This window comes from Marinobacter sp. CP1 (assembly GCF_001266795.1).
GTDB classification, from domain to species: Bacteria; Pseudomonadota; Gammaproteobacteria; order Pseudomonadales; family Oleiphilaceae; genus Marinobacter; species Marinobacter flavimaris.
In genome coordinates this window covers 1,265,038-1,284,220 of sequence record NZ_CP011929.1, presented here as the reverse complement: position 1 = coordinate 1,284,220, position 19,183 = coordinate 1,265,038, and the positions used below count along the sequence as shown (strand labels likewise).

The window sequence follows — 19,183 nt, the reverse complement described above, 5'->3', positions numbered from 1 at the left end:
TATCAAGAATTGGAATCCATCAATGCAAGAAGTAAGAACCAGCGACAGCACCACCCTCTCCAACTTCATCTGGAAAGTTGCCGACGACCTGTGGGGGGATTTCAAACACACGGATTTCGCCCGCATCATAATTCCATTGCTGCTTCTGCGCCGCCTTGAGTGCGTGCTGGAACCCACCAAAGAAGCAGTGCTGAAAGAGTACGAAAACGAAAAAGACTCCGGTATTGATCTGGACCTGATCCTGCCGTCGTTCTCCGGCTTGCCGTTTTTCAACATCAGCCAATACACCCTGGATACCCTGGGCGGCACCAACACCCGCGCTAACCTGGAAGACTACATCAGTAAGTTCAGCGCCAATGTGCGGGTGATCTTTGAAGAGTTTGGTTTCATCAACACCATTCACGAGCTGGATAAAGCTCGCCTGCTTTATCGCATGACGCGTCAGTTCGCCGCCATCGACCTGCACCCGGAAGTGGTCTCCGACCGGGTGATGTCCAATGCCTACGAAGACTTGATCCGCCAGTTCGCCGCCAGCATCAACGAAAAAGCCGGGGAATTTATGACCCCGAAAGATGTGGTTCGCCTGGCAACAAAGCTGGTGCTGGCACCCGATGAAGCCGTATTTTCAGAAAAGGGTGTGATCCGCACTGTCTACGACCCTGCCTGTGGTTTGCTGGGTTTTATCAGCGACGCCATCGACCAGATTAACCAGCTCGGTTCCACTGCTACCATCGTACCTTTTGGTCAGGAACTGGACCCGAAAACCCACGCTATGGCGCTCACCGCCATGCTGATCCGTGGCTACAAATCAGAAAACATCGCCCAGGGCAGCACGCTCTCTAACGACTTGCACCGTGATAAGCGCTTCCACTATGGCCTGGCGAATCCCCCTTTTGGCATCAAGTGGGAGAAAGACAAACCTGCCGTTGAAAAAGAACACAAAGAGATGGGTTACGCAGGCCGATTTGGCCCGGGATTACCCCGCGTCAGCGATGGTTCCATGTTGTTCCTGATGCATCTGGTCAGCAAGATGGAGCGCCCCGAAAACGGCGGTGGCCGTGTTGGTATCGTACTGTCGGGTTCGCCGCTGTTTACCGGTGATGCAGGCTCTGGTGAAAGCGAAATTCGCCGCTGGTTGCTGGAACAGGACTTGGTAGAAGCCATTGTGGCCTTGCCAACCGACATGTTCTTTAACACCGGCATTGGCACCTATGTGTGGATTCTGTCTAACCACAAAGAAAAACGCCGAAAAGGCAAAGTGCAGCTGATTAACCTCAGCGATACCTGGTCGGCCATGCGTAAATCCGAAGGTACCAAGCGTCGATTCTTAAGTGATGAACAAATCGACGATGTGGTGCGCGAATACGCCGATTTTACCGAAACCGAGCGCAGCAAAATCTTCAAAACCACAGACTTTGCCTACCGAAAGGTCGCCATCAAGCGCCCGCTCAAAGCCAAACTGGTCATCACCAAAGCCAAAATCAAAACCCTGCTCGATCAGAAAGCGTTTGAAAAACTCGATGAAGCCCAGCAAACCGCTTGGATTGACTATTTCAGAGAACTGATTTCAGAGCCAAATGGCGGCGATCAGGAGTACACCTGGGCTTTTGAGATTGTGAAGGTTAAGAATAAAGAGGAAGGGTTTGGAAAAACCAGCAAAGCACTGGCTAATGCCTTTATTGCCGCGTTTATGGAGCGCGATGAAGACGCCGAACCAGTGTTGGACGACAAAGGCCAGGTAATTCCTGATACGTCGCTGAACGATACCGAAAGCGTGCCCTTTGGTACCTCGGTAGAAGACTACTTTAAAGCCGAAGTGTTGCCCCATGTGCCCGATGCGTTTATCGACTACAGTGTACGCGATCATAAGGACGGTGAAGTGGGCGTTGTCGGCTACGAAGTCAAATTTACGCTGTACTTTTATAAATATATTCCCCCGAGAAATCTGGCCGAAATAGACCAAGATATAAAGCGATGTGAGTCAAAAATTCACGGCTTGTTGACGGAGGTTGCAAAGTGACTTCAACTCGCTACGAAAACTACAAACCGTCAGGCATCGACTGGATTGCTGAAATACCAGATCATTGGAAAATTAAGAAGTTCAAGCATCTTTTTAGAATTAAAAAGGAAATAGTCGGAGAGCTGGGTCACGAAGTTCTTTCTATTACTCAGAAAGGCGTAAAAGTAAAGGATATAGAAAGTGGAGAAGGGCAAATATCATCAGATTACACAAAGTATCAATTGGTAGCTGCCGGTGACTTTGCGATGAATCATATGGATCTGTTAACTGGATATGTTGATATCTCCCCATTCGATGGTGTGACCAGCCCAGACTATCGTGTATTCAGGCTTGAGGATCGTAATGCTTACAATCGCCTGAATCAGTGACTTTGCAGGCCAGTATACTCCGCAAAGCGCCATCGGCGCTAACGGGAGCCATCACTTGGTCAAAAGCAGGTTGATAATGCCGGAACGTGCAGTCTGACGTCGATCAGCGGCCAAATTTGGGCGCGTTTTGATCAACTTCTGGTCGTCAGGCAATAGCGGGTTGCCCCGGGCTGGTTTTCCGGGTGGCTTTAAGGTAGCGGCTGTTGTCGGACTTGCTTAACCGGAGGCGGCAAGGCTTCCATAGAGGTCGCGGTAAACGGCAAAGCCCGGACAGTGCCGACCAAAGCGCAGAATCCACTGCCGGCCGCTGTGCACCAGGCGGCAGGCCATGGTCATCAGTTCCTGCATCACCGTTCTCAGGCGGCGGCGCTTGGCCGGATGGCGCACTGGCGCATCTGGGGCGGTCAGTCTCAGGCCCATCCAGCGCAGCACGTTGTAACCCATGGTGGCGAAGGCCATGACCAGGTTGTTGGTGTCGAACTTGCCGGAGGGCAGGCGCTCCAGGTCCAGGTCGGTCTTGAACTCGCTGTGAAATTGTTCACTGGTGGCATGGTCGCTGTACAGCGCCATGATGTGTTGCTCACTGGCCACGTCAGCGGGCAAGGAGGTAATCCAGCCTTCGATGCTAACTTCTGGCTCCAGGTACAGCTGACCGGAGGCATCGCTGGTGCGAACGGTGACCTTGACGATGCGACGCAGGCCGGGTTCATCGGGAAGGTCTTCTGACAGAACCGCTTCCATCTTGCCGTCGCGGTCCAGCGACCAGACTTCCTTGGCCTGGGCCTTGTTTGCCCAAGCCAAGGGATCCTGCTTGCGAGGGTTCCACTTGATCAGGAAGTCGATCTGGTCCTGCTCGCGCAGGAAGTCGCGATTGTCACGGGCATCGTGTGCACTGTCCAGACGCAGCAGGATGGGCTTGTCCGTCAGTGACCGGGCCCGGGGCAAAACCCGTTTGAGGGTATCCAGAAAACCGTTATTGGCGTGCTGGCTGCCAGGGCGTAGCTCGCAACCCAGGCACCAGCCTTCCTGGCCCAGATACGCGGCAATGGGTGCATAGCCGTCGTAACCCTTGTAGGTGTAGCTGACACCCTCTTTATGGGTCTGGCTGTTGTCCATGGGAAAGACATCCATATCCAGGGCAACATGGCCCATCGCCAGTGGTGACACCGGCGCTTCGACGGACTGAAGAAATTCAACGCTGGCATCCTCCAGCAATGGCGTCAGGGCTTGGGCATCTTCATCAAATCGCTGGCGCAAACGGGCTGAAGATGGCGACTGCTTGATGCCCATCGCCGATTTGAAGAACGGATCTGTTCGTACCGGCTCGGCCGCCTCGAAATCGCTCTTGCCCAGCGTGATCAGGCCCAGGTAGGTGCGGATCAGCTCAATGTTCGGAATACCGTGCCGCTTGACGACTGTGCGAGCGGTTTTGATCAGCGACGTGTGCCGGTTCAGGCAGTGGCCCACCAGGGCCAGTCCGCCGTGGGGTGTATAGACTTCGGTTCGGGATTGCTGGAGAGTGAAAGTACGCATGAGCTAAATGCACTGACTGGGTGAATGGATGTCAGGTGCTATTATATCGCCCAAGGCTTTGTTATTGCAGGCTTTGGATACAGTTTCAGCCGGTTGAACTCACGGATTCAGGAATCGATATTATCTCTACCTGTTACAACTATGCTATGCGCATAAAATATTTTTTCCATATGGGCAAGGGGCCGCGCAGGTTGGCAGATGGAGATTGCCTGCTGATGCATTCAAAGAATTTTTTGCACCATATCCCGACATTGAGGAGCAGCGAGCGATTGTAGCGTTTCTGGACTTTGAGCTATCTCGAATTGATGACTTACTAAGTGAATGTCATCGCTTAGTTCAATTGCTGTCAGAGAAAAGGAAATCGCTTATTGATGTTGCGATGAACGATAAGAATACCGAAAAAGTACGGTTGCAGTTTTGCACTAGAACTATTTCGAGGGAAATTAATAGACAGGATGAAACTCTATATGAGCCTATAGGGGTGTTAAATAGAGGGCGAGGACTATTTCACAAAAATAAAGTACTAGGTAAGGATCTGGGAAGCTCCACATTTTTTCATGTTGAACCAGGCGACTTGATTATATCTGGGCAATTTGCATGGGAAGGTTCAGTCGCTATTGCCGGAGAATCAGAGGCAGGCTGTATAGTCTCACACAGATATCCCGTGTTAAGAGGTGTTGAGAGCCTAGATACCACTTTTCTTTGGGCTTATTTCACGACTCGTGAGGGTGACTTTGTATTAAATCAGCATTCAAATGGCGCTGCCGGAAGAAATCGCCCTTTGAACCTTTCCTCGCTACTTAAGGAAAAAGTTCCCGTTCCTCCAAAAGAACTGCAAAAACCTGTCATTGAAATAGTAAAAAAAGAAATAAGGTTGCGAGATCAGGTTAAGGAAATTGAAAGCTTTATTAGAGAGCATAAGACATCTCTAATAAATTCTGCGGTTACCGGGAAAATTGACGTACGCAATTACAAGCAGGAGGCCGCGTGAGTAAGCTGGAAAACAAAATCGAAGCGCGGCACAGAAACCTGTTTGATGTACTTAACGAACAAAAGTACACGGTGGACTATTTTCAGCGCGAATACAGCTGGGGTGAAAAACATATTGAAGAGTTGGTAACGGATTTAACCTCAGCGTTTCTCAATGAATATGCACCAGGCGACAAACGAAAAGAGGTTGAAAACTATAACAACTACTACCTTGGTCCTTTTGTGGTCAGTAGTAAAGATGGCAAGCGCAGTATTATCGACGGCCAACAGCGTTTAACCTCGCTGACCCTGTTTCTTATTTATCTGAATAATTTGCAGAAAGAGCTGGGTGAATCACAGAAAATTGAACCGCTGATTTTCTCTGAGAAGTATGATGAAAAGTCTTTCAATATCACAGTGGAAGAGCGTATTCCTTGTCTGGAAGCCTTGTTCAACTATGGAAGTTACAGCCCAGCGGAAACCGATGATGAATCCACAGCGAATATGGCCGAGCGCTATCAGGATATTGTTGAGGCGTTTCCGGAAGAGCTAAAGAATGATGCGTTTCCATTCTTTATCGATTGGCTCAAATACAACGTGATTATGGTGGAGATCATCGCCTATTCGGACGAGAACGCCTACACCATTTTCGAGACCATGAACGACCGTGGCCTGAACCTGACGCCGTCGGAGATGCTCAAGGGGTTTATCCTGTCGCGCTTTGATCATGCCGATAAACGCCAGAAGGCGAATGATCTTTGGAAAAAGGCCATGATGGAGTTAAAGGCCTTCGAAAAGGACGAAGATCAACGCTTCTTTCAATCCTGGCTGCGGGCGCAATATGCTGACACTATTCGCCCTGGTAAAGCGGGCTCTAAAAACGAAGACTTTGAAAAGATCGGTACCCGCTTTCATAGCTGGGTGCGCGACAACCTGAACAAAGTGGGTTTAGATCCTGATAGCGGCACAAGCTTCGAGCAGTTTATTCAGCACGAATTTCAGTTCTTTCTCAAAGCCTATACGCACATACTCAAAGCTGAAAAAGTCCTTAATGCGCGGCTAGAGCATGTGTATTACATCCATCGCTGGGGGATTGCGCCCACGTTGAGCTTCCCATTGATGCTGGCACCGTTGAATGTGGACGACAGCGATGACATGGTTGTCGCCAAGATCAATACCGTTGCCCGTTATATTGAAACCTTTGTGGTACGTCGCTCGGTCAACTTCCGCAAGTTCTCAGCCAGCTCCATCCGTTACACCATGTATAGCTTGGTGAAGGATATTCGCGGCAAGAGTCTGGATGATCTTAAGCAGGTGCTATCGAAAAAGCTGGTCGAAATGCAGGAGTCATTCGAAGGTGTGGATGAGTTCCGCCTGCATGGCCAGAACTACCGTTTCGTGAAGTTTCTGCTGTCTCGTATGACGGCCTGGGTTGAGCAACAGGCAGGTATGAGCACAAGTTTCGCTACGTACTACCAGCCTGAGAAGGGAAAACCCTTTGAGGTGGAGCATATTTGGGCTGATAAGTTTTCCCGGCATCAGGATGAGTTTGAGCAGGAGCACGAATTCAACAGCTATCGAAATCGTTTGGGGGATCTGGTGTTGTTGCCACGAGGAACGAACCAGTCCTACGGAGACTTACCGTATGAGCAAAAGCACCCGCATTACATCAAAGAAAACCTGCTGGTGAAATCGCTCTGCCCATTGGCCTATCAGAACAACCCTAACTTTACCCGCTTGCAGAGTGAATTGAATTTGCCATTCAAGCCACATGAGGCATTTAAGAAGCAGGATGTCGATACCCGGCAACACTTGTATCGGGCTATTTGCGAGCGCATTTGGCACCACGATTTGAATAGTTGATTTGCAAATAAGAAATAACAGGGAATGCACATGGCCGCCCATCACGAAGTACATCTTGAATCCTATGTGGTTAAAAAGCTGGTCGAGAGTGGCTGGGTGGAAGGCCACAATAGCCACTATGACCCAGTGCGGGCGCTATACCCTGAAGACGTGGTGGGTTGGGTTAAGGATTCGCAACCGCAGACCTGGGAAAAGCTGACACGCCTCAATGGAGGAGATGCTGAAAAGGCCATTTTGGATCGGCTGGAAAAGGCGCTTTCCGCCAAAACAGGCGGTACTATGAAAGTACTTCGCCAGGGCTTTGATATGGCGGGTTGCGGCAATATCGCCATGAGCCAGGCAGCCCCTGAAGATACCCGTAACAGCAAGGAGGTTGAGAAATATCAGAACAATATTCTGCGGGTTGTACGGCAGCTGAAGTATTGCCCGACTCGGGAATGGGCCATCGATCTGGGCTTGTTTATCAACGGTTTGCCGGTAGCTACGGTGGAGCTGAAAACCGATTTCACGCAGGCCATTGATGATGCCATTTTGCAGTACAAACAAGATCGTCTGCCGGTAGACCCAAAAACCAGCCGCAAAGAGCCGCTACTCACCTTTAAGCGCGGAGCCGTGGTCCATTTTGCTATGAGTGACAGCGAAATAGCCATGTGTACAGAGCTGAGGGGCGATAAGAGCTTTTTCCTGCCGTTTAACAAAGGTAATGATGGTCACGCCGGTAATAAACCCCGTGATGACGGTGAGTACCCCGTTGCTTATTTTTGGGAAGAGATATGCCAACGCGATGCCTGGTTGCGAATTTTCCATAGCTTTGTGTACGTGGAAACAAAGGAGAAGGTTGACAAGTTCGGAATGCCCTACAAAGCGGAGACGCTTATCTTCCCTCGCTATCACCAGTTTGATGCAGTGAATAGGATGATCGACGACGCCCGTAAGCTAGGGGCGGGCCATCAATATTTGTGTGAGCACTCCGCGGGCTCGGGTAAAACCAGCACCATCGCCTGGACAGCCCATGATCTGATTAAGTTGCGCTACCCGGATGGGAAGGCGTACTTCAATTCCGTGATCATCGTGACCGATAGAACCGTTCTGGATGCGCAGTTGCAGGATGCGGTGAAGCAGCTTGATCACCAGTTTGGGTTGATCGAAACCATTGAGGCGAACCAGCGCGGTGGCAAATCCAAATCGAACCGCTTGGCAGAGGCGTTGAAGCAAGGGGTGCCGATCATCGTTGTAACGATCCAGACCTTCCCATTTGCTATGGAAGCTATCATCACCGAACAGTCATTAAAGGACCGCAACTTTGCCGTCATCATTGATGAGGCCCATACCTCACAAACGGGTTCGACAGCTCAAGGCTTGCGAGCAGCCCTGTCGCTGGACGCCAAAGATAAACTCGATGAGATGACCATTGAGGACGTGCTGTTGGAAATTCAGAAATCGCGAGTGCGTCCGACTAACGTCAGCCATTTTGCCTTTACCGCTACACCTAAACACAGCACCTTTACACTATTTGGTCGACCGGATAACCCAGAGTTGCCCGTATCAGATGATAACAAATCTGTTTCGTTTCATCGTTATACACAACGACAGGCCATCGAAGAAGGATTTATTCTGGATGTGCTGCGGAACTACACGCCTTACGAGCAGGCATTGCGCCTTGGCGACCAGGGGTTAAACGATAAGCGTGTCGACAAAAAGTTCGCACGCCGCGCTCTGGCTCGCTGGAAGTCGCTTCACCCGACCATTGTGTCGCAGAAGGTGGAGTTCATCATCGACCATTTCAGCAAAAACATTGCCGGACTGCTGAATGGCGAGGCGAAGGCCATGGTGGTTACCAGCGGTCGCCCCCAGGCTGTTAAATACAAACTGGCCTTCGATAAATACATCAAAAAGCACAATCTTGAGCACATCAAGGCGTTGGTCGCCTTCTCGGGAAAGGTTGAAGGAAAAGCCCTTGGCGATGATGACGAGAAAGAGTCGCTGGGTATTGATATCGAAAAGGAATACACAGAATACAATTTGAATCCGGACGCATCCGGTGATTTGCGTAATGAGTTTGAGCGCAGTGAATACCGGGTAATGATTGTAGCCAACAAGTTTCAGACAGGTTTCAATCAGCCGAAACTGGTTGCCATGTACCTCGATAAGAAAGTCAGTGGAGTGGAGGCTGTTCAGACGCTATCTCGCCTTAATCGAACGTATCCCGGGAAAGATGAAACCTATGTTATCGACTTTGTTAATGATCCGAAAACCATTCTCGATGCCTTTAAACAGTACGATGATGGGGCGGAGTTAGAGTCGATACAGGACGTGAATGTCATTTATGACATGAAAGATATTCTCGATGCTGTTGGCATTTACGTACATGCGGATCTCGAAGCGTTCAAACAAGCGCGCGGCAAAGCTGTTCTTGGTAAAGAGAGCGACGAAAGCCTCCACAAGAAACTATACAGCGCCACCCAGCGCCCGACCGATATTTTCAATAACAAATTGAAGATTCTAACTGATGCTATTGAGAAATGGGATTCAGCAATAGATATAGCTGTTGCACAAGGAGATAAAAAAGCGCAGGAGTATGCTGAAAGGCAACGCAGTGAATTTGCCACAGAGCGTGAGGCCTTAATGCGCTTTAAAACTGATCTTGCTCGCTTTGTTAGAACTTATAACTATTTAGCTCAGTTGGTTGAGTTAGGTGACGCGGAGCTGGAGAATTTTGCTGCTTTCGCAAAGCTTTACAGCAAACGCTTGAAGGGTATCTCCCCTGAGCAGATTGATTTAACTGGATTGGTGCTTGCTAATTTTCAGATACGTGGTGCAAAGGAAGTCAAAGAAGAAGGTGCTAAATATGCCTTGAAGCCTATTGGCCCAAATGAGGCTGAGCCTAGCGATCGAGAGAAGGAGTTTATAAGTCAGATCATCGCACGAATGAATGAATTGTTTGGCGAAATATCAGACGATCTTGGACGGCGTCATTTTACTTCGCAAATAGTTGATATCGCGAAGCAAAATGAACGAGTCAACGAGCAGGTTGAAAACAATACAAAAGAGCAGGCGCTTCAGGGTGATTTGCCACAGGTTGTCAGAGCGGCAACGGTTGATGCAATGAAGTCGCATAACGATTTGGCGAGAGTCCTGCTGAAAGATCCTCAGAATATGGCTACGTTTTTTAGCTTGGTTTACGACATTATGAAGCTTGGCGATTCAAAGGATTTGATTGAGTAATGTTTGATAAGCAACAAATTAAAAATGTCCTTCGGGAGTCTCCTGGGCTGACCGGTAAACAGATTGCTAAAGCGTTAGGTGTTAGCGATAAGTCTGCACTCAACAAATATCTTTATGCCAATCCAGAAGGGCTGAGGCAGGAAGGCTGGAAATGGTATTTGGCTGACGAAGATTATATTTTGGAGCTGACGACACTGTCGACGTGGATTGACGAGAGTGATTTTGAAGATAGCTTGTCGGCTGCGGGGTGTCTGTTAGGGGCACCGGCAAACAAGTGTGTCATACGTTTTCCAGAAAACTGTAAAATCTTGCTAATTGCGGGAGCGCGAGTGATTGCATTGGCAAACCAGGCCTCCCATATTGGAAAATCTATTGAATTGGATTTCAGTAAATGCCCGAGTACAAAGCGCTATCTTGATAGGCTGGGATTCTTCGATCACTTACACCCCAGTGTAATGGTGTTGCCCGCAAGACCTGTGGATTCCAAAGCGAAACAGTACCTTGGGAACAGTGAAAATCTGGTGAGCCTGTAAATAAATCTGTGTAACTGCCCACCCCATTACAGGTGGCCGTCCAGGCGGTCACCGAATTCGATAATAAAGCGATTCAATGCCGGCTTCCAATCACGGATCGGCATGGTCCATTTCTTTGAGGCCTGTTGGATCGCCAGGAAGGCCACTTTCAGGGCCGAGTCATCACTTGGGAACAGCTTCCGGCGCTTGGTCGCTTTGCGGATCACGCTGTTCAGCGACTCAATGGCATTGGTGGTGTAGATCACTTTCCGGATCGCCGGCGGGTACTCGAAGATGGTGATCAGGTTATCCCAGTGGCTTTGCCAGGAACGAGAGATCTGTGGGTATTGGCTGTCCCAGCGCTCTCCAAAGGCCTCCAGTGCCTGCCGGGCTTCATGTTCCGTGGCGGACTGATAGATCTGCTTCAGATCGGCCGTCACGGCCTTGTAGTCCTTCCAGGATACATAGCGCAGCGAGTTGCGAACCATGTGCACGATGCATAGCTGCACTTTGGTTTGCGGGTACTCAGCGGCAATAGCATCCGGGAAGCCCTTGAGGCCATCCACACAGGCGATCAGGATGTCCTCCAGGCCCCGATTCTTGAGTTCTGTCAGTACCGACAGCCAGAACCTTGCACCTTCAGTTTCGGCAAGCCACAGGCCCAGCAGCTCCTTCTGGCCTTCCATGTTGATGCCCAGGGCCAGATATAGGGACTTGTTGATCACTCTCTTGTCCTGACGAATTTTCAGAACGATGCAGTCCAGATAGACGATGGGGTAGACCGGATCAACAGGGCGATTCTGCCACTCGTGAACCTGATCGATCACACGTTCCGTCACTTTGGACACCAGCGTGGCCGAGATGTCGGCGTCATACATCTCCTTGAAGGCGTCCACAATATCCCGGGTGCTCAGGCCCTTGGCGTAAAGCGCCAAGATCTGGTCATCCATCTGGGTCAGGCGGGACTGACCTTTACGGACGAACTGAGGCTCGAAGGAACCGTCCCGGTCACGAGGAGTCTGTATCGGTACTTCGCCGTGCTGGCCCTTCAGGCGCTTGGCGGAATAGCCGTTACGGCTGTTGCCGGTGCCACGGCCTTCAAGAGCGTGCTTCTCGTATCCAAGATGCTCATCCAGTTCGGCGTTGAGTGCAGTCTCGACGGTGAGCTTGACCAACTGCTGTGTGAGGGCTCCGAGATCTTTTTCAGACTTGATGTCCTTGGCCAGCTCGGCGGCCATAGCTTTAAGTTTTTCTTGGTCCAATTGCGTACCCACGATGGTATCCTTTTGAAAAGACTACTCAGTCGTGGGCAGTTACACAATTTGGTTTACAGCCTCAATCTGGTTGAAATTGCTGCAATAGATTTGAATAACTTTGATTATTCACTTCCTAAGAACCTTACAAAGCGCTTTTCGCATCACGCTGGCGATGCTTATTACCAATCGGCTTTTACAATCTTTTCAGAGTTAATTGGTAACGTGCAAGAACACAGCGAAACACCTATGCCGGGCTTTGTCGCATTGCAACTTTATGGTGGTAAGCGACGACATATCCAGACGGTTATTTCCGATGGGGGGTTGGGCATTGCTTCGACGTTAAAACGTACTCTGAGTCAGCACTACCCAGATCTTTTTGAGCACCTTCAACAAACGAGTGTTGATGCGGATATCTTTCTCGTGTCACAAGCTTTAACTCAGGGTGGATTAAGTCAATTTGGCTCAAGCCCCGATAAAGCTGCCAGAGGGCTTGGGCTCAGAAGTACACAGACTCATGCCGCAAAATACGATGCCATCGTTGTTGTTCGTCAGCCGACTTTTGAGTTGAAGATTCAATACAAAGATGGAGAACTAGCCGACATAAGCGAGAAAAAGGGTCTTTGCAGGATAGACGGAACACAAGTTTGCTTTGATTTTTATCTGGACTAACATTAGTATAATCTCCTTAAATTAAACCTGTTAAGCAGAAATCTATGTTAGTTAAGCTCCTCGAACTCACTGATAACAACGACCATCCGTTCGGGAATGTTATAGGCCGTGAGGTATTTAAACGGCTGCAAGGTGTTGTAGACGAGAATCCTGGCAGGAAGTCTTTTGAAATCTCGCTTGAAGGTATCGTGGCTACAGATTCCTCTTTTCCAAGAGAGAGCGTTATCTCCCTCGCAAAGCAGCTGCGCGGGGAAAGGTGGTTTTACATCACTCACGTGAACTCGCCGGATCTCATCGACAACTGGGATTATGCCGCAACCGCGAAACAGCAATCTTTGATACTCATAACGGATAGCGAGACACGGGTCATAGGGCCCGATGCAAAGGCGTCCACAAGAGAGCTACTGGACTTTGTTCTAAGCCAGAGGGGGGTCAGCACAGCTAGTGTGGCCAAGGCTCTCGGAATCTCTGTCCAGAATGCCAGTACCAGGCTAAAAAAGCTTAGTAATGAAGGGCTTATAATGAGGTCTGAGGCATCTTCGCTTACGGGTGGGATAGAGTTTCTCTATTCAGGTCCACAATTTTCTGATTAAACGGGTTGTTTTAAACAGATTTGGCGTGTAAAGTGCGCTCATGGGTGAAAAACACCCATTTTTAATAACCCCTGGTTAAACAGCTTTATTTAAGGAGAATTAGCATGGCAACAAATCCACCTAAAGGCGATGGTCACCGCAATGGTGCGGTTCGTGATCGCTCTCAGACTCAGACTCCCAGTGGCCACTGGGTAAAACGTGATGCTGATACTGGCCGCTTTATGGATGTTAAAACGACTGACAAAACACCATTCAAAGGTGTACGGAAAGAGAAGAAATAGATATGCCCATGTGCGCGGGCACTAAGCGAGACGGAACTCGCTGTTCAATCTTATGTGCCGAAGGGGAGAAATACTGTAGGCATCATCGCTCCCAGGGGGCGTGGAGGAGCGCGGCAGGTTTTGGAACCGCTGCATTCTTAAGTCAATTCATCGCTCCTGGATTGGGCTCAGCACTGATCGGTGGCGCGTCCTATTTGTTAGGAGAAAATGTGTTTGGAGGCACAGCAATGGTCGGAAAAAAGAGAGTATTCGTGAGCTTCGATTTTGATGAAGACCGCGTTTTGAAGGATTTCATTATTCAGCAAGCAAAGAACCCTGACTCGCCCTTTAACGTTATTGATCACAGCTTGAAGGAGGCAGCTCCAGAGCGTTCCTGGAAGGACAAGGCTCGATCGGCGATTAAACGGTCCGATATTGTTCTCGTTATGGTCGGCCCCAAGACCCATCGGGCCCCGGGAGTTTTGGCTGAGGTTGCGATGGCTAGGGAAGAAGGCATTCCTATTGTTCAAGTTATTGGATACAAAAATGGGGATTATGTTGCTGTTCCTAATGCTGGAAGGCTATATCGCTGGAACTGGGAAAACCTTAAGAATTTGTTGGGGTGACTACATTGGTTTCTATCGAAAACTTCATTAAGAAGTTCTCGCGCGAAGTTGACGAGAATAATGCAGCTATCTTTGCAGGGGCAGGACTGTCAGTCGGAGCAGGATTCGTAAATTGGTCAGATTTGTTGCGTGAGATTGCTGACGAATTGAATCTGGACGTTGACAAGGAACACGACCTAGTGTCGTTGGCCCAGTATCACCTTAACGACAGAGGCGCAAATCGAGACGGTCTAAATAGGGCGATAATCGACCATTTCTTTAATGAGAATACCGTTACGGAAAATCACAGGATCTTGGCTCGCTTACCGATTACCACGTTCTGGACAACGAACTATGACGATCTAATAGAGCGGTCATTGAGAGATGCTGGGAAGATTCCAGACGTTAAGCAAGCCAAGGAAGATCTACCAAGGACTATTCGAAATCGCGATGCTGTCGTTTATAAGATGCATGGTGATGCGCAGCACCCTAATGACGCAGTGATAGCAAAAGATGACTATCAAACATATATGCAAACGCGTGGGTCTTTTGTAACTGCGCTTGCAGGCGAGTTGGTATCAAAAACATTTCTGTTTTTAGGGTTCAGCTTTAGTGATCCAAATTTAGATCATGTATTAGGAAGGATACGGTCAGAAATGGGATCTTGTCAGAGAACCCATTACTGCATACTTCGGAAAGAACAGAAGCTGGATTCAGACTCTCCTGGTGATTTCGAGTATAGGAAGATAAAGCAAGAGCACTTTATCAATGATTTGAAGTGCAGATATAACATTCAAACTGTATTGATAGATTCATACGCGCAGATCACTGACATTCTAACGAAAATTGAACGTGTCCATAAGCAAAGAACGATTTTTGTTAGTGGTGCGGCAGATGATTATTCTCCATGGGCTGAGGCGGATGCTTTGGATTTGTGTGCGAATATATCCGCTTTGATAGTGAAAAAAGGATTCCGAATTGTTAATGGCCTTGGTTTAGGCGTTGGAAGTGCAATCGTAGAAGGTGCCTTAAGGGAAATATACAGAAATCAACGAAGCAAACTCACCGATCAGTTGCAGATTCGCCCATTTCCACAATCCGATGACGCTAAAAAAATGTGGAGCCGATACAGGGAAGACATGCTGGATTATGCCGGTGTTGCCGTCTTTGTTTTCGGAAACAAGGCCTCGGAAAATGGATTGGTTTTATCCAATGGAATGAGAGAAGAGTTTGATATAGCCATAGCAAAAGGAGTTACTCCCTTGCCTTTGGGATTCACGGGGAGTATGGCAGACGAATTATGGCGTGAAGTTGTTAATAGCTTTGAGAAAATAATCCCGAAGAGTCTTCACGGTATTAAGCCTGATTTTGTTTCTCTCGGCGATAAAACCAAATCAGGGCAGGAACATTTGAAAACGCTTGAGCGTATATTGGATAGTTTGTAGGAGGCTCTAATGGCTTATTTTACGAAAGACGAGGCGCGTCAAGCAGCCCGCTCCAGAATGAATAAAAGTTATCAGTTCAACGCTAAGTCAATATTGGAGTCGGAGGCCAGATCTACAACATCTTATGAAAGCTTCGATGTGTTTCTATCCCATTCATCCAAAGATGCTGAGCTCGTCTTGGGAGTAAAAGAAATTTTATCCCGCATGGGGATTAAGGTGTACGTTGACTGGCATGACGATCCACAGGCAAATCGTGAGAATGTAACCGTTGAGACCGCTGAGCTCCTGAGAACGAGAATGAAACAGTCAAAATCGTTGATATTCCTGGCTACAGACAATGCATCGGGGTCGAAGTGGATGCCTTGGGAATTAGGTTACTTTGATGGATTCAGCGGAGGCTCGGTTGCAGTTTTGCCAATCGTTGATTATGAAGGCGCAACATTTAAAGGTCAGGAATACTTAGGTTTGTATCCGTTGGTTGATAAAGGTAGGTATACCAATGGTCAGTCAGATACATTCGTAAAAAAGCAGGGCGCTTGGTTAACGCTCGATTCGTTTAGGAAAGGAAGTACAGCCTGGAATCGTTATTCCTATTAGTCGGCATCGATTTCCGCAAACGACCGGCAATCTTGCAGATTTAAGAACATTAAGCAAAAAGGCCTGAGAAATCATTAGTCTGTGATTTCTCAGGCCTTTTTTTCTTTGAGTGGGTCAGTATACCCTTGAATTTGGCCAACCTTTTTGAAAAAAGTACATAAGTTTGGCCAAAATGGCCAAACTTTGTGACTTTCCCCACGCCCTTGGGCGGCTTTGGATCTTTGTTTGGTGGAGACGGCGTCCAATGCCGTAACCACTTCAAGCGCATGAAAATAAACGAATATCTAGAATTGTATTTTTCGGTATACCCCCAGAAATACCCCCACTTTAAATGCCATACCCCTTGTTTTGGTCAAATTTCAGGCGTGTGTTTGCCCTGGCTTTATTTGGCACAAAATAAAATTATTGGCCGCTTTGGTGAGGTCTGGCAGCTGGTGGCAGGCGGGAGCCCGGAGCCGGGTTTGGCCCGGCGGTGCGGCTGGCGGCCAGGTTCAGGGCCGGAGGCCGGCAGGGTGCAGCCGTGGGCCGGTTCTCCGGCGGTGTGATCCGGCAGCGGCAGCATGGCGGCCAGCCGTGGGGGTGTGTCGTGTGGGGGTATCTGCCAGGGCGGCAGGTGAGCACCAGGAACAGCAGCGTTCGGTTGGTGGTGATGAGGTCTGGCAACTGGCGGCAGCCGGAAGCCCCGGCGGTGTGGCTGGCGGTTGGGTTCAGGGCCGGAGGCCGGCAGGGGCTGCCGTGGGCCGGTTGCCCGGCGGTGTGATCCGGCAGCGGCAGCAGGCCGCCAGCAGGTGCCCCGGTTTGGGGGTATGTCGTGTGGGGGTATCTGCCAGGATGGCAGGTCATCACCAGGAACAGGGGCGCTCGGTTGGTGGGGTGTGGTTTGGCAGCTGGCGGCAGCCGGAAGCCCCGGAGCCGGGTTTGGCCCGGCGGCATGGCTGGCGGTGAAGTTCAAGGCCGGAGGGCGGCAAGGTGCAGCCGTGGGCCGGTTGCCCGGCGGTGTGATCCGGCAGCGGCAGTAGGGCCGCCAGCAGGGTCACGGGCTGGGGGTATCTGCCAGGGCGGCAGGTCATCACCAGGAGCAGCGGCGTTCGGGTTGGTGCCGGGAGCCCCGGAGCCGGGTTTGGTCTGGTGGTATGGCTGGCGGTGGGGGTCAGGGCCGGAGGCCGGCAGGGTGCAGCCGTGGGCCGGTTCTCCGGCGGTGTGATCCGGCAGCGGCAGCATGGCGGCCAGCCGTGGGGGTGTGTCGTGTGGGGGTATCTGCCAGGGCGGCAGGTGAGCACCAGGAACAGCAGCGTTCGGTTGGTGGTGATGAGGTCTGGCAACTGGCGGCAGCCGGAAGCCCCGGCGGTGTGGCTGGCGGTTGGGTTCAGGGCCGGAGGCCGGCAGGGGCTGCCGTGGGCCGGTTGCCCGGCGGTGTGATCCGGCAGCGGCAGCAGGCCGCCAGCAGGTGCCCCGGTTTGGGGGTATGTCGTGTGGGGGTATCTGCCAGGATGGCAGGTCATCACCAGGAGCAGCGGCGTTCGGGTTGGTGCCGGGAGCCCCGGAGCCGGGTTTGGTCTGGTGGTATGGCTGGCGGTGGGGGTCAGGGCCGGAGGCCGGCAGGGTGCAGCCGTGGGGAGCGGTGCCCCAGTGGAATGGCCCGCAGCGCAGGCTAATTGCTTACGCTTTCACTTAGATCAAAAAAATCTTAGAACGATTTTTGCTTAAATGGTTTAGTCGTCTAATTTAATGTGATTAAAAACTTTTAAAACAACAAGTTAAATTGGCAAGCAAGATTCGTGCGCAAAAATTAAGGCATATATCAAAATAGAATATATGGGCGCTGGGCGGTACTCGCTGCCCGCCGGCTAGGCTGGGTAAGCGGCCCGGAGTTGGGCTTGGCCCGTTGGTATGGCTGGTGGTCAGGTTCAGGGCCGTAGGCCGGCAGGGCGCAGCCGTGGGCCGGTTGCCCGGCGGTGTGATCCGGCAGCGGGGCAGGCCGCCAGCAGGGTCACGGGCTGGGGGTATGTCGTGTGGGGGTATCTGCCAGGTCAGCACCGGGAGACCAACAGCGGCACGGGGTCAAAGCCGTTGAAGCGGGGCGGTGCCCCCATGCCCACTGACATAACTGACAAAAGCCCCTTCCGTCAGTTTTGTCAGTGCCGTATCCGGGGGTACGCCAGAAACAGGGGGCGCAGCAGCTGGCGGGAAGCGTGGAGCCGGGAGCGGGCCTCAGGTGAGCCGGTGGCCCCGGCGGCTTGATCCCATGGCCGGAGGCCAGCAGGGTCAGCAGGAGAGCGGTTCCCGGTACCAGGACAACGGCAGGGCCGCCAGCCCCGGCCCGGTCTCAGGTACCCCCAGCGGCAACAGCAGATCATCACCAGGTGCAGGGCGATTCAGCAGCTGGCGGGCAGCTGGCGGGCAGCAGAGGACCGGGAGAGGCCCTCAGGGCTGGCGGGCAGGCCGGTGGCCTGATCCCGTGCCGGAAGGTCAGCAGCGGCAGCGGGAGGCCGGCTCCCGGAGTCAGGGGAGCGGCAGGGCAGCCGGAGGCTGGGGCCGCCAGCAGCGGGCCGGTACCGGATGCACCCAACGCTGGCAGGTCAGCAGGGGCACAGGGAAGCTGTCGAACGGGGGCATGCTCTACATACCTACATAACCTACTAAAGCCCCTTCCGTGGGTTTTGTAGGCACCGTATCCGGGGGTACACCAAAACTAGGGGCACACCAACGGCAGCGGATCAGCCACCAGGTATAAGGCAGCTCAGCCGCTGGCGGGAGGCCGGCTCCCGGTACCAGGGCAACGGCAGGCAGTGGAACCGCCAGCACCGGGCCGGACTGGGGCATATACCCCCAGCGGCAGCAGATCATCACCAGGTGCAGGACGGGCAGCAACTGGCGGACAGCAGGAAGCCGGGAGCAGCCCTCAGGCTGGCGGGTAGGCTGGTGGCCTGATCCCTTGCCGGGAGACCAGCAGGGGCAGCGGGAGGCCGGCTCCCGGTACCAGGTCGACGGCAGACGGTGGAACCGCCAGCACCGGGCCGGACTGGGGCAGATACCCCCAGCCGCTGGCGGGTTGTCGCAGGTGGCAGGCAGTGCGGGCAGCAACTGGCGGACAGCAGGAAGCCGGGAGCAGCCCTCAGGCTGGCGGGCAGGCCGGTGCCCTGATCCCGCGCCGGGAGGTCAGCAGGGGCACAGGGAAGCTGTCGAACGGGGGCATGCTCTACATACCTACATAACCTACTAAAGCCCCTTCCGTGGGTTTTGTAGGCACCGTATCCGGGGGTACACC

General features: G+C 51.5%; 15 protein-coding genes. 13 read left to right on the top strand and 2 right to left on the bottom strand.

The features are described 5' to 3' along the window. The first annotated feature begins 22 nt into the window (after positions 1–22). Together ACP86_RS06105 and ACP86_RS06100 are read left to right on the top strand one after the other, a co-directional pair. Complete coding sequence (locus ACP86_RS06105) at positions 23–2,020, top strand: class I SAM-dependent DNA methyltransferase (protein WP_053113073.1); 1,998 nt, start codon at positions 23–25, stop codon at positions 2,018–2,020. After that, a complete protein-coding gene (locus ACP86_RS06100) occupies positions 2,017–2,388 on the top strand; it encodes a hypothetical protein (protein ID WP_053113072.1) in 372 nt (123 codons plus the stop codon). Before ACP86_RS06105 ends, ACP86_RS06100 begins: the two co-directional genes overlap by 4 nt. Positions 2,389–2,604: 216 nt before the next feature. Here ACP86_RS06100 and ACP86_RS06095 read toward each other — a convergent pair whose 3' ends face one another. Beyond that, positions 2,605–3,921 (bottom strand): IS1380 family transposase, encoded by a 1,317-nt coding sequence (locus ACP86_RS06095; RefSeq protein WP_053113071.1) that lies wholly within the window; start codon positions 3,919–3,921, stop codon positions 2,605–2,607. Between the two features lie 205 nt (positions 3,922–4,126). Here ACP86_RS06095 and ACP86_RS06090 point away from each other — a divergent pair, with 205 nt between their 5' ends. The 4 genes from ACP86_RS06090 to ACP86_RS06075 are packed head-to-tail and all read left to right on the top strand — an operon-like array spanning position 4,127 to position 10,511. Continuing rightward, positions 4,127–4,912, top strand: coding sequence for a restriction endonuclease subunit S (locus ACP86_RS06090; RefSeq protein ID WP_053113070.1), 786 nt, complete (start codon positions 4,127–4,129; stop codon positions 4,910–4,912). Next, on the top strand, positions 4,909–6,753 hold the full coding sequence (locus tag ACP86_RS06085; protein WP_053113069.1) for a DUF262 domain-containing protein: 1,845 nt from the start codon (positions 4,909–4,911) through the stop codon (positions 6,751–6,753). The genes ACP86_RS06090 and ACP86_RS06085 overlap by 4 nt, the downstream gene beginning before the upstream one ends. Positions 6,754–6,777: 24 nt before the next feature. Continuing rightward, positions 6,778–9,978, top strand: a complete 3,201-nt coding sequence (locus ACP86_RS06080) for a type I restriction endonuclease subunit R (RefSeq protein ID WP_053113068.1) — start codon at positions 6,778–6,780, stop codon at positions 9,976–9,978. Next, positions 9,978–10,511, top strand: coding sequence for a transcriptional regulator (locus ACP86_RS06075; protein ID WP_053113067.1), 534 nt, complete (start codon positions 9,978–9,980; stop codon positions 10,509–10,511). The genes ACP86_RS06080 and ACP86_RS06075 overlap by 1 nt, the downstream gene beginning before the upstream one ends. 26 nt (positions 10,512–10,537) lie before the next feature. Here ACP86_RS06075 and ACP86_RS06070 read toward each other — a convergent pair whose 3' ends face one another. Next, positions 10,538–11,752, bottom strand: coding sequence for an IS256 family transposase (locus ACP86_RS06070; protein ID WP_053115474.1), 1,215 nt, complete (start codon positions 11,750–11,752; stop codon positions 10,538–10,540). Positions 11,753–11,776: 24 nt separating this feature from the next. Between ACP86_RS06070 and ACP86_RS06065 the strand changes: the two genes are divergently transcribed. The 7 genes from ACP86_RS06065 (at position 11,777) to ACP86_RS22600 (ending at position 16,860) form a co-directional block, all read left to right on the top strand. Continuing rightward, positions 11,777–12,415, top strand: a complete 639-nt coding sequence (locus ACP86_RS06065; RefSeq protein WP_053113066.1) for a hypothetical protein — start codon at positions 11,777–11,779, stop codon at positions 12,413–12,415. A gap of 44 nt (positions 12,416–12,459) precedes the next feature. Continuing rightward, entirely contained in the window at positions 12,460–13,008 is a 549-nt protein-coding gene (locus tag ACP86_RS06060; RefSeq protein WP_053113065.1) for a winged helix-turn-helix transcriptional regulator, read from the top strand. Between the two features lie 104 nt (positions 13,009–13,112). Then, positions 13,113–13,289: a hypothetical protein gene (locus ACP86_RS22980; RefSeq protein ID WP_011399984.1), complete on the top strand. Its 177-nt coding sequence runs from the start codon at positions 13,113–13,115 to the stop codon at positions 13,287–13,289. Positions 13,290–13,540: 251 nt separating this feature from the next. Beyond that, on the top strand, positions 13,541–13,894 hold the full coding sequence (locus ACP86_RS22855) for a TIR domain-containing protein (RefSeq protein ID WP_158499458.1): 354 nt from the start codon (positions 13,541–13,543) through the stop codon (positions 13,892–13,894). Next, the gene (locus ACP86_RS06050; RefSeq protein ID WP_144422719.1) at positions 13,891–15,318 is read left to right on the top strand and encodes an SIR2 family protein; all 1,428 of its coding nucleotides are present in this window, start codon (positions 13,891–13,893) and stop codon (positions 15,316–15,318) included. The genes ACP86_RS22855 and ACP86_RS06050 overlap by 4 nt, the downstream gene beginning before the upstream one ends. A 9-nt stretch (positions 15,319–15,327) precedes the next feature. Then, positions 15,328–15,915 (top strand): toll/interleukin-1 receptor domain-containing protein, encoded by a 588-nt coding sequence (locus ACP86_RS06045; protein WP_053113063.1) that lies wholly within the window; start codon positions 15,328–15,330, stop codon positions 15,913–15,915. 588 nt (positions 15,916–16,503) lie between these two features. Continuing rightward, on the top strand, positions 16,504–16,860 hold the full coding sequence (locus ACP86_RS22600; protein WP_144422718.1) for a hypothetical protein: 357 nt from the start codon (positions 16,504–16,506) through the stop codon (positions 16,858–16,860). The last annotated feature ends 2,323 nt before the right edge of the window (positions 16,861–19,183 follow it).

Excerpts from the sequence above, each read along its gene's own strand:
- ACP86_RS06080 (WP_053113068.1), top strand. The coding sequence starts at position 6,778 with ATGCACATGGCCGCCCATCACGAAGTACATCTTGAATCCTATGTGGTT.
- ACP86_RS06095 (WP_053113071.1), bottom strand. The coding sequence starts at position 3,921 with ATGCGTACTTTCACTCTCCAGCAATCCCGAACCGAAGTCTATACACCC.
- ACP86_RS06075 (WP_053113067.1), top strand. The coding sequence starts at position 9,978 with ATGTTTGATAAGCAACAAATTAAAAATGTCCTTCGGGAGTCTCCTGGG.
- ACP86_RS22980 (WP_011399984.1), top strand. The coding sequence starts at position 13,113 with ATGGCAACAAATCCACCTAAAGGCGATGGTCACCGCAATGGTGCGGTT.
- ACP86_RS06045 (WP_053113063.1), top strand. The coding sequence starts at position 15,328 with ATGGCTTATTTTACGAAAGACGAGGCGCGTCAAGCAGCCCGCTCCAGA.
- ACP86_RS06060 (WP_053113065.1), top strand. The coding sequence starts at position 12,460 with ATGTTAGTTAAGCTCCTCGAACTCACTGATAACAACGACCATCCGTTC.
- ACP86_RS06105 (WP_053113073.1), top strand. The coding sequence starts at position 23 with ATGCAAGAAGTAAGAACCAGCGACAGCACCACCCTCTCCAACTTCATC.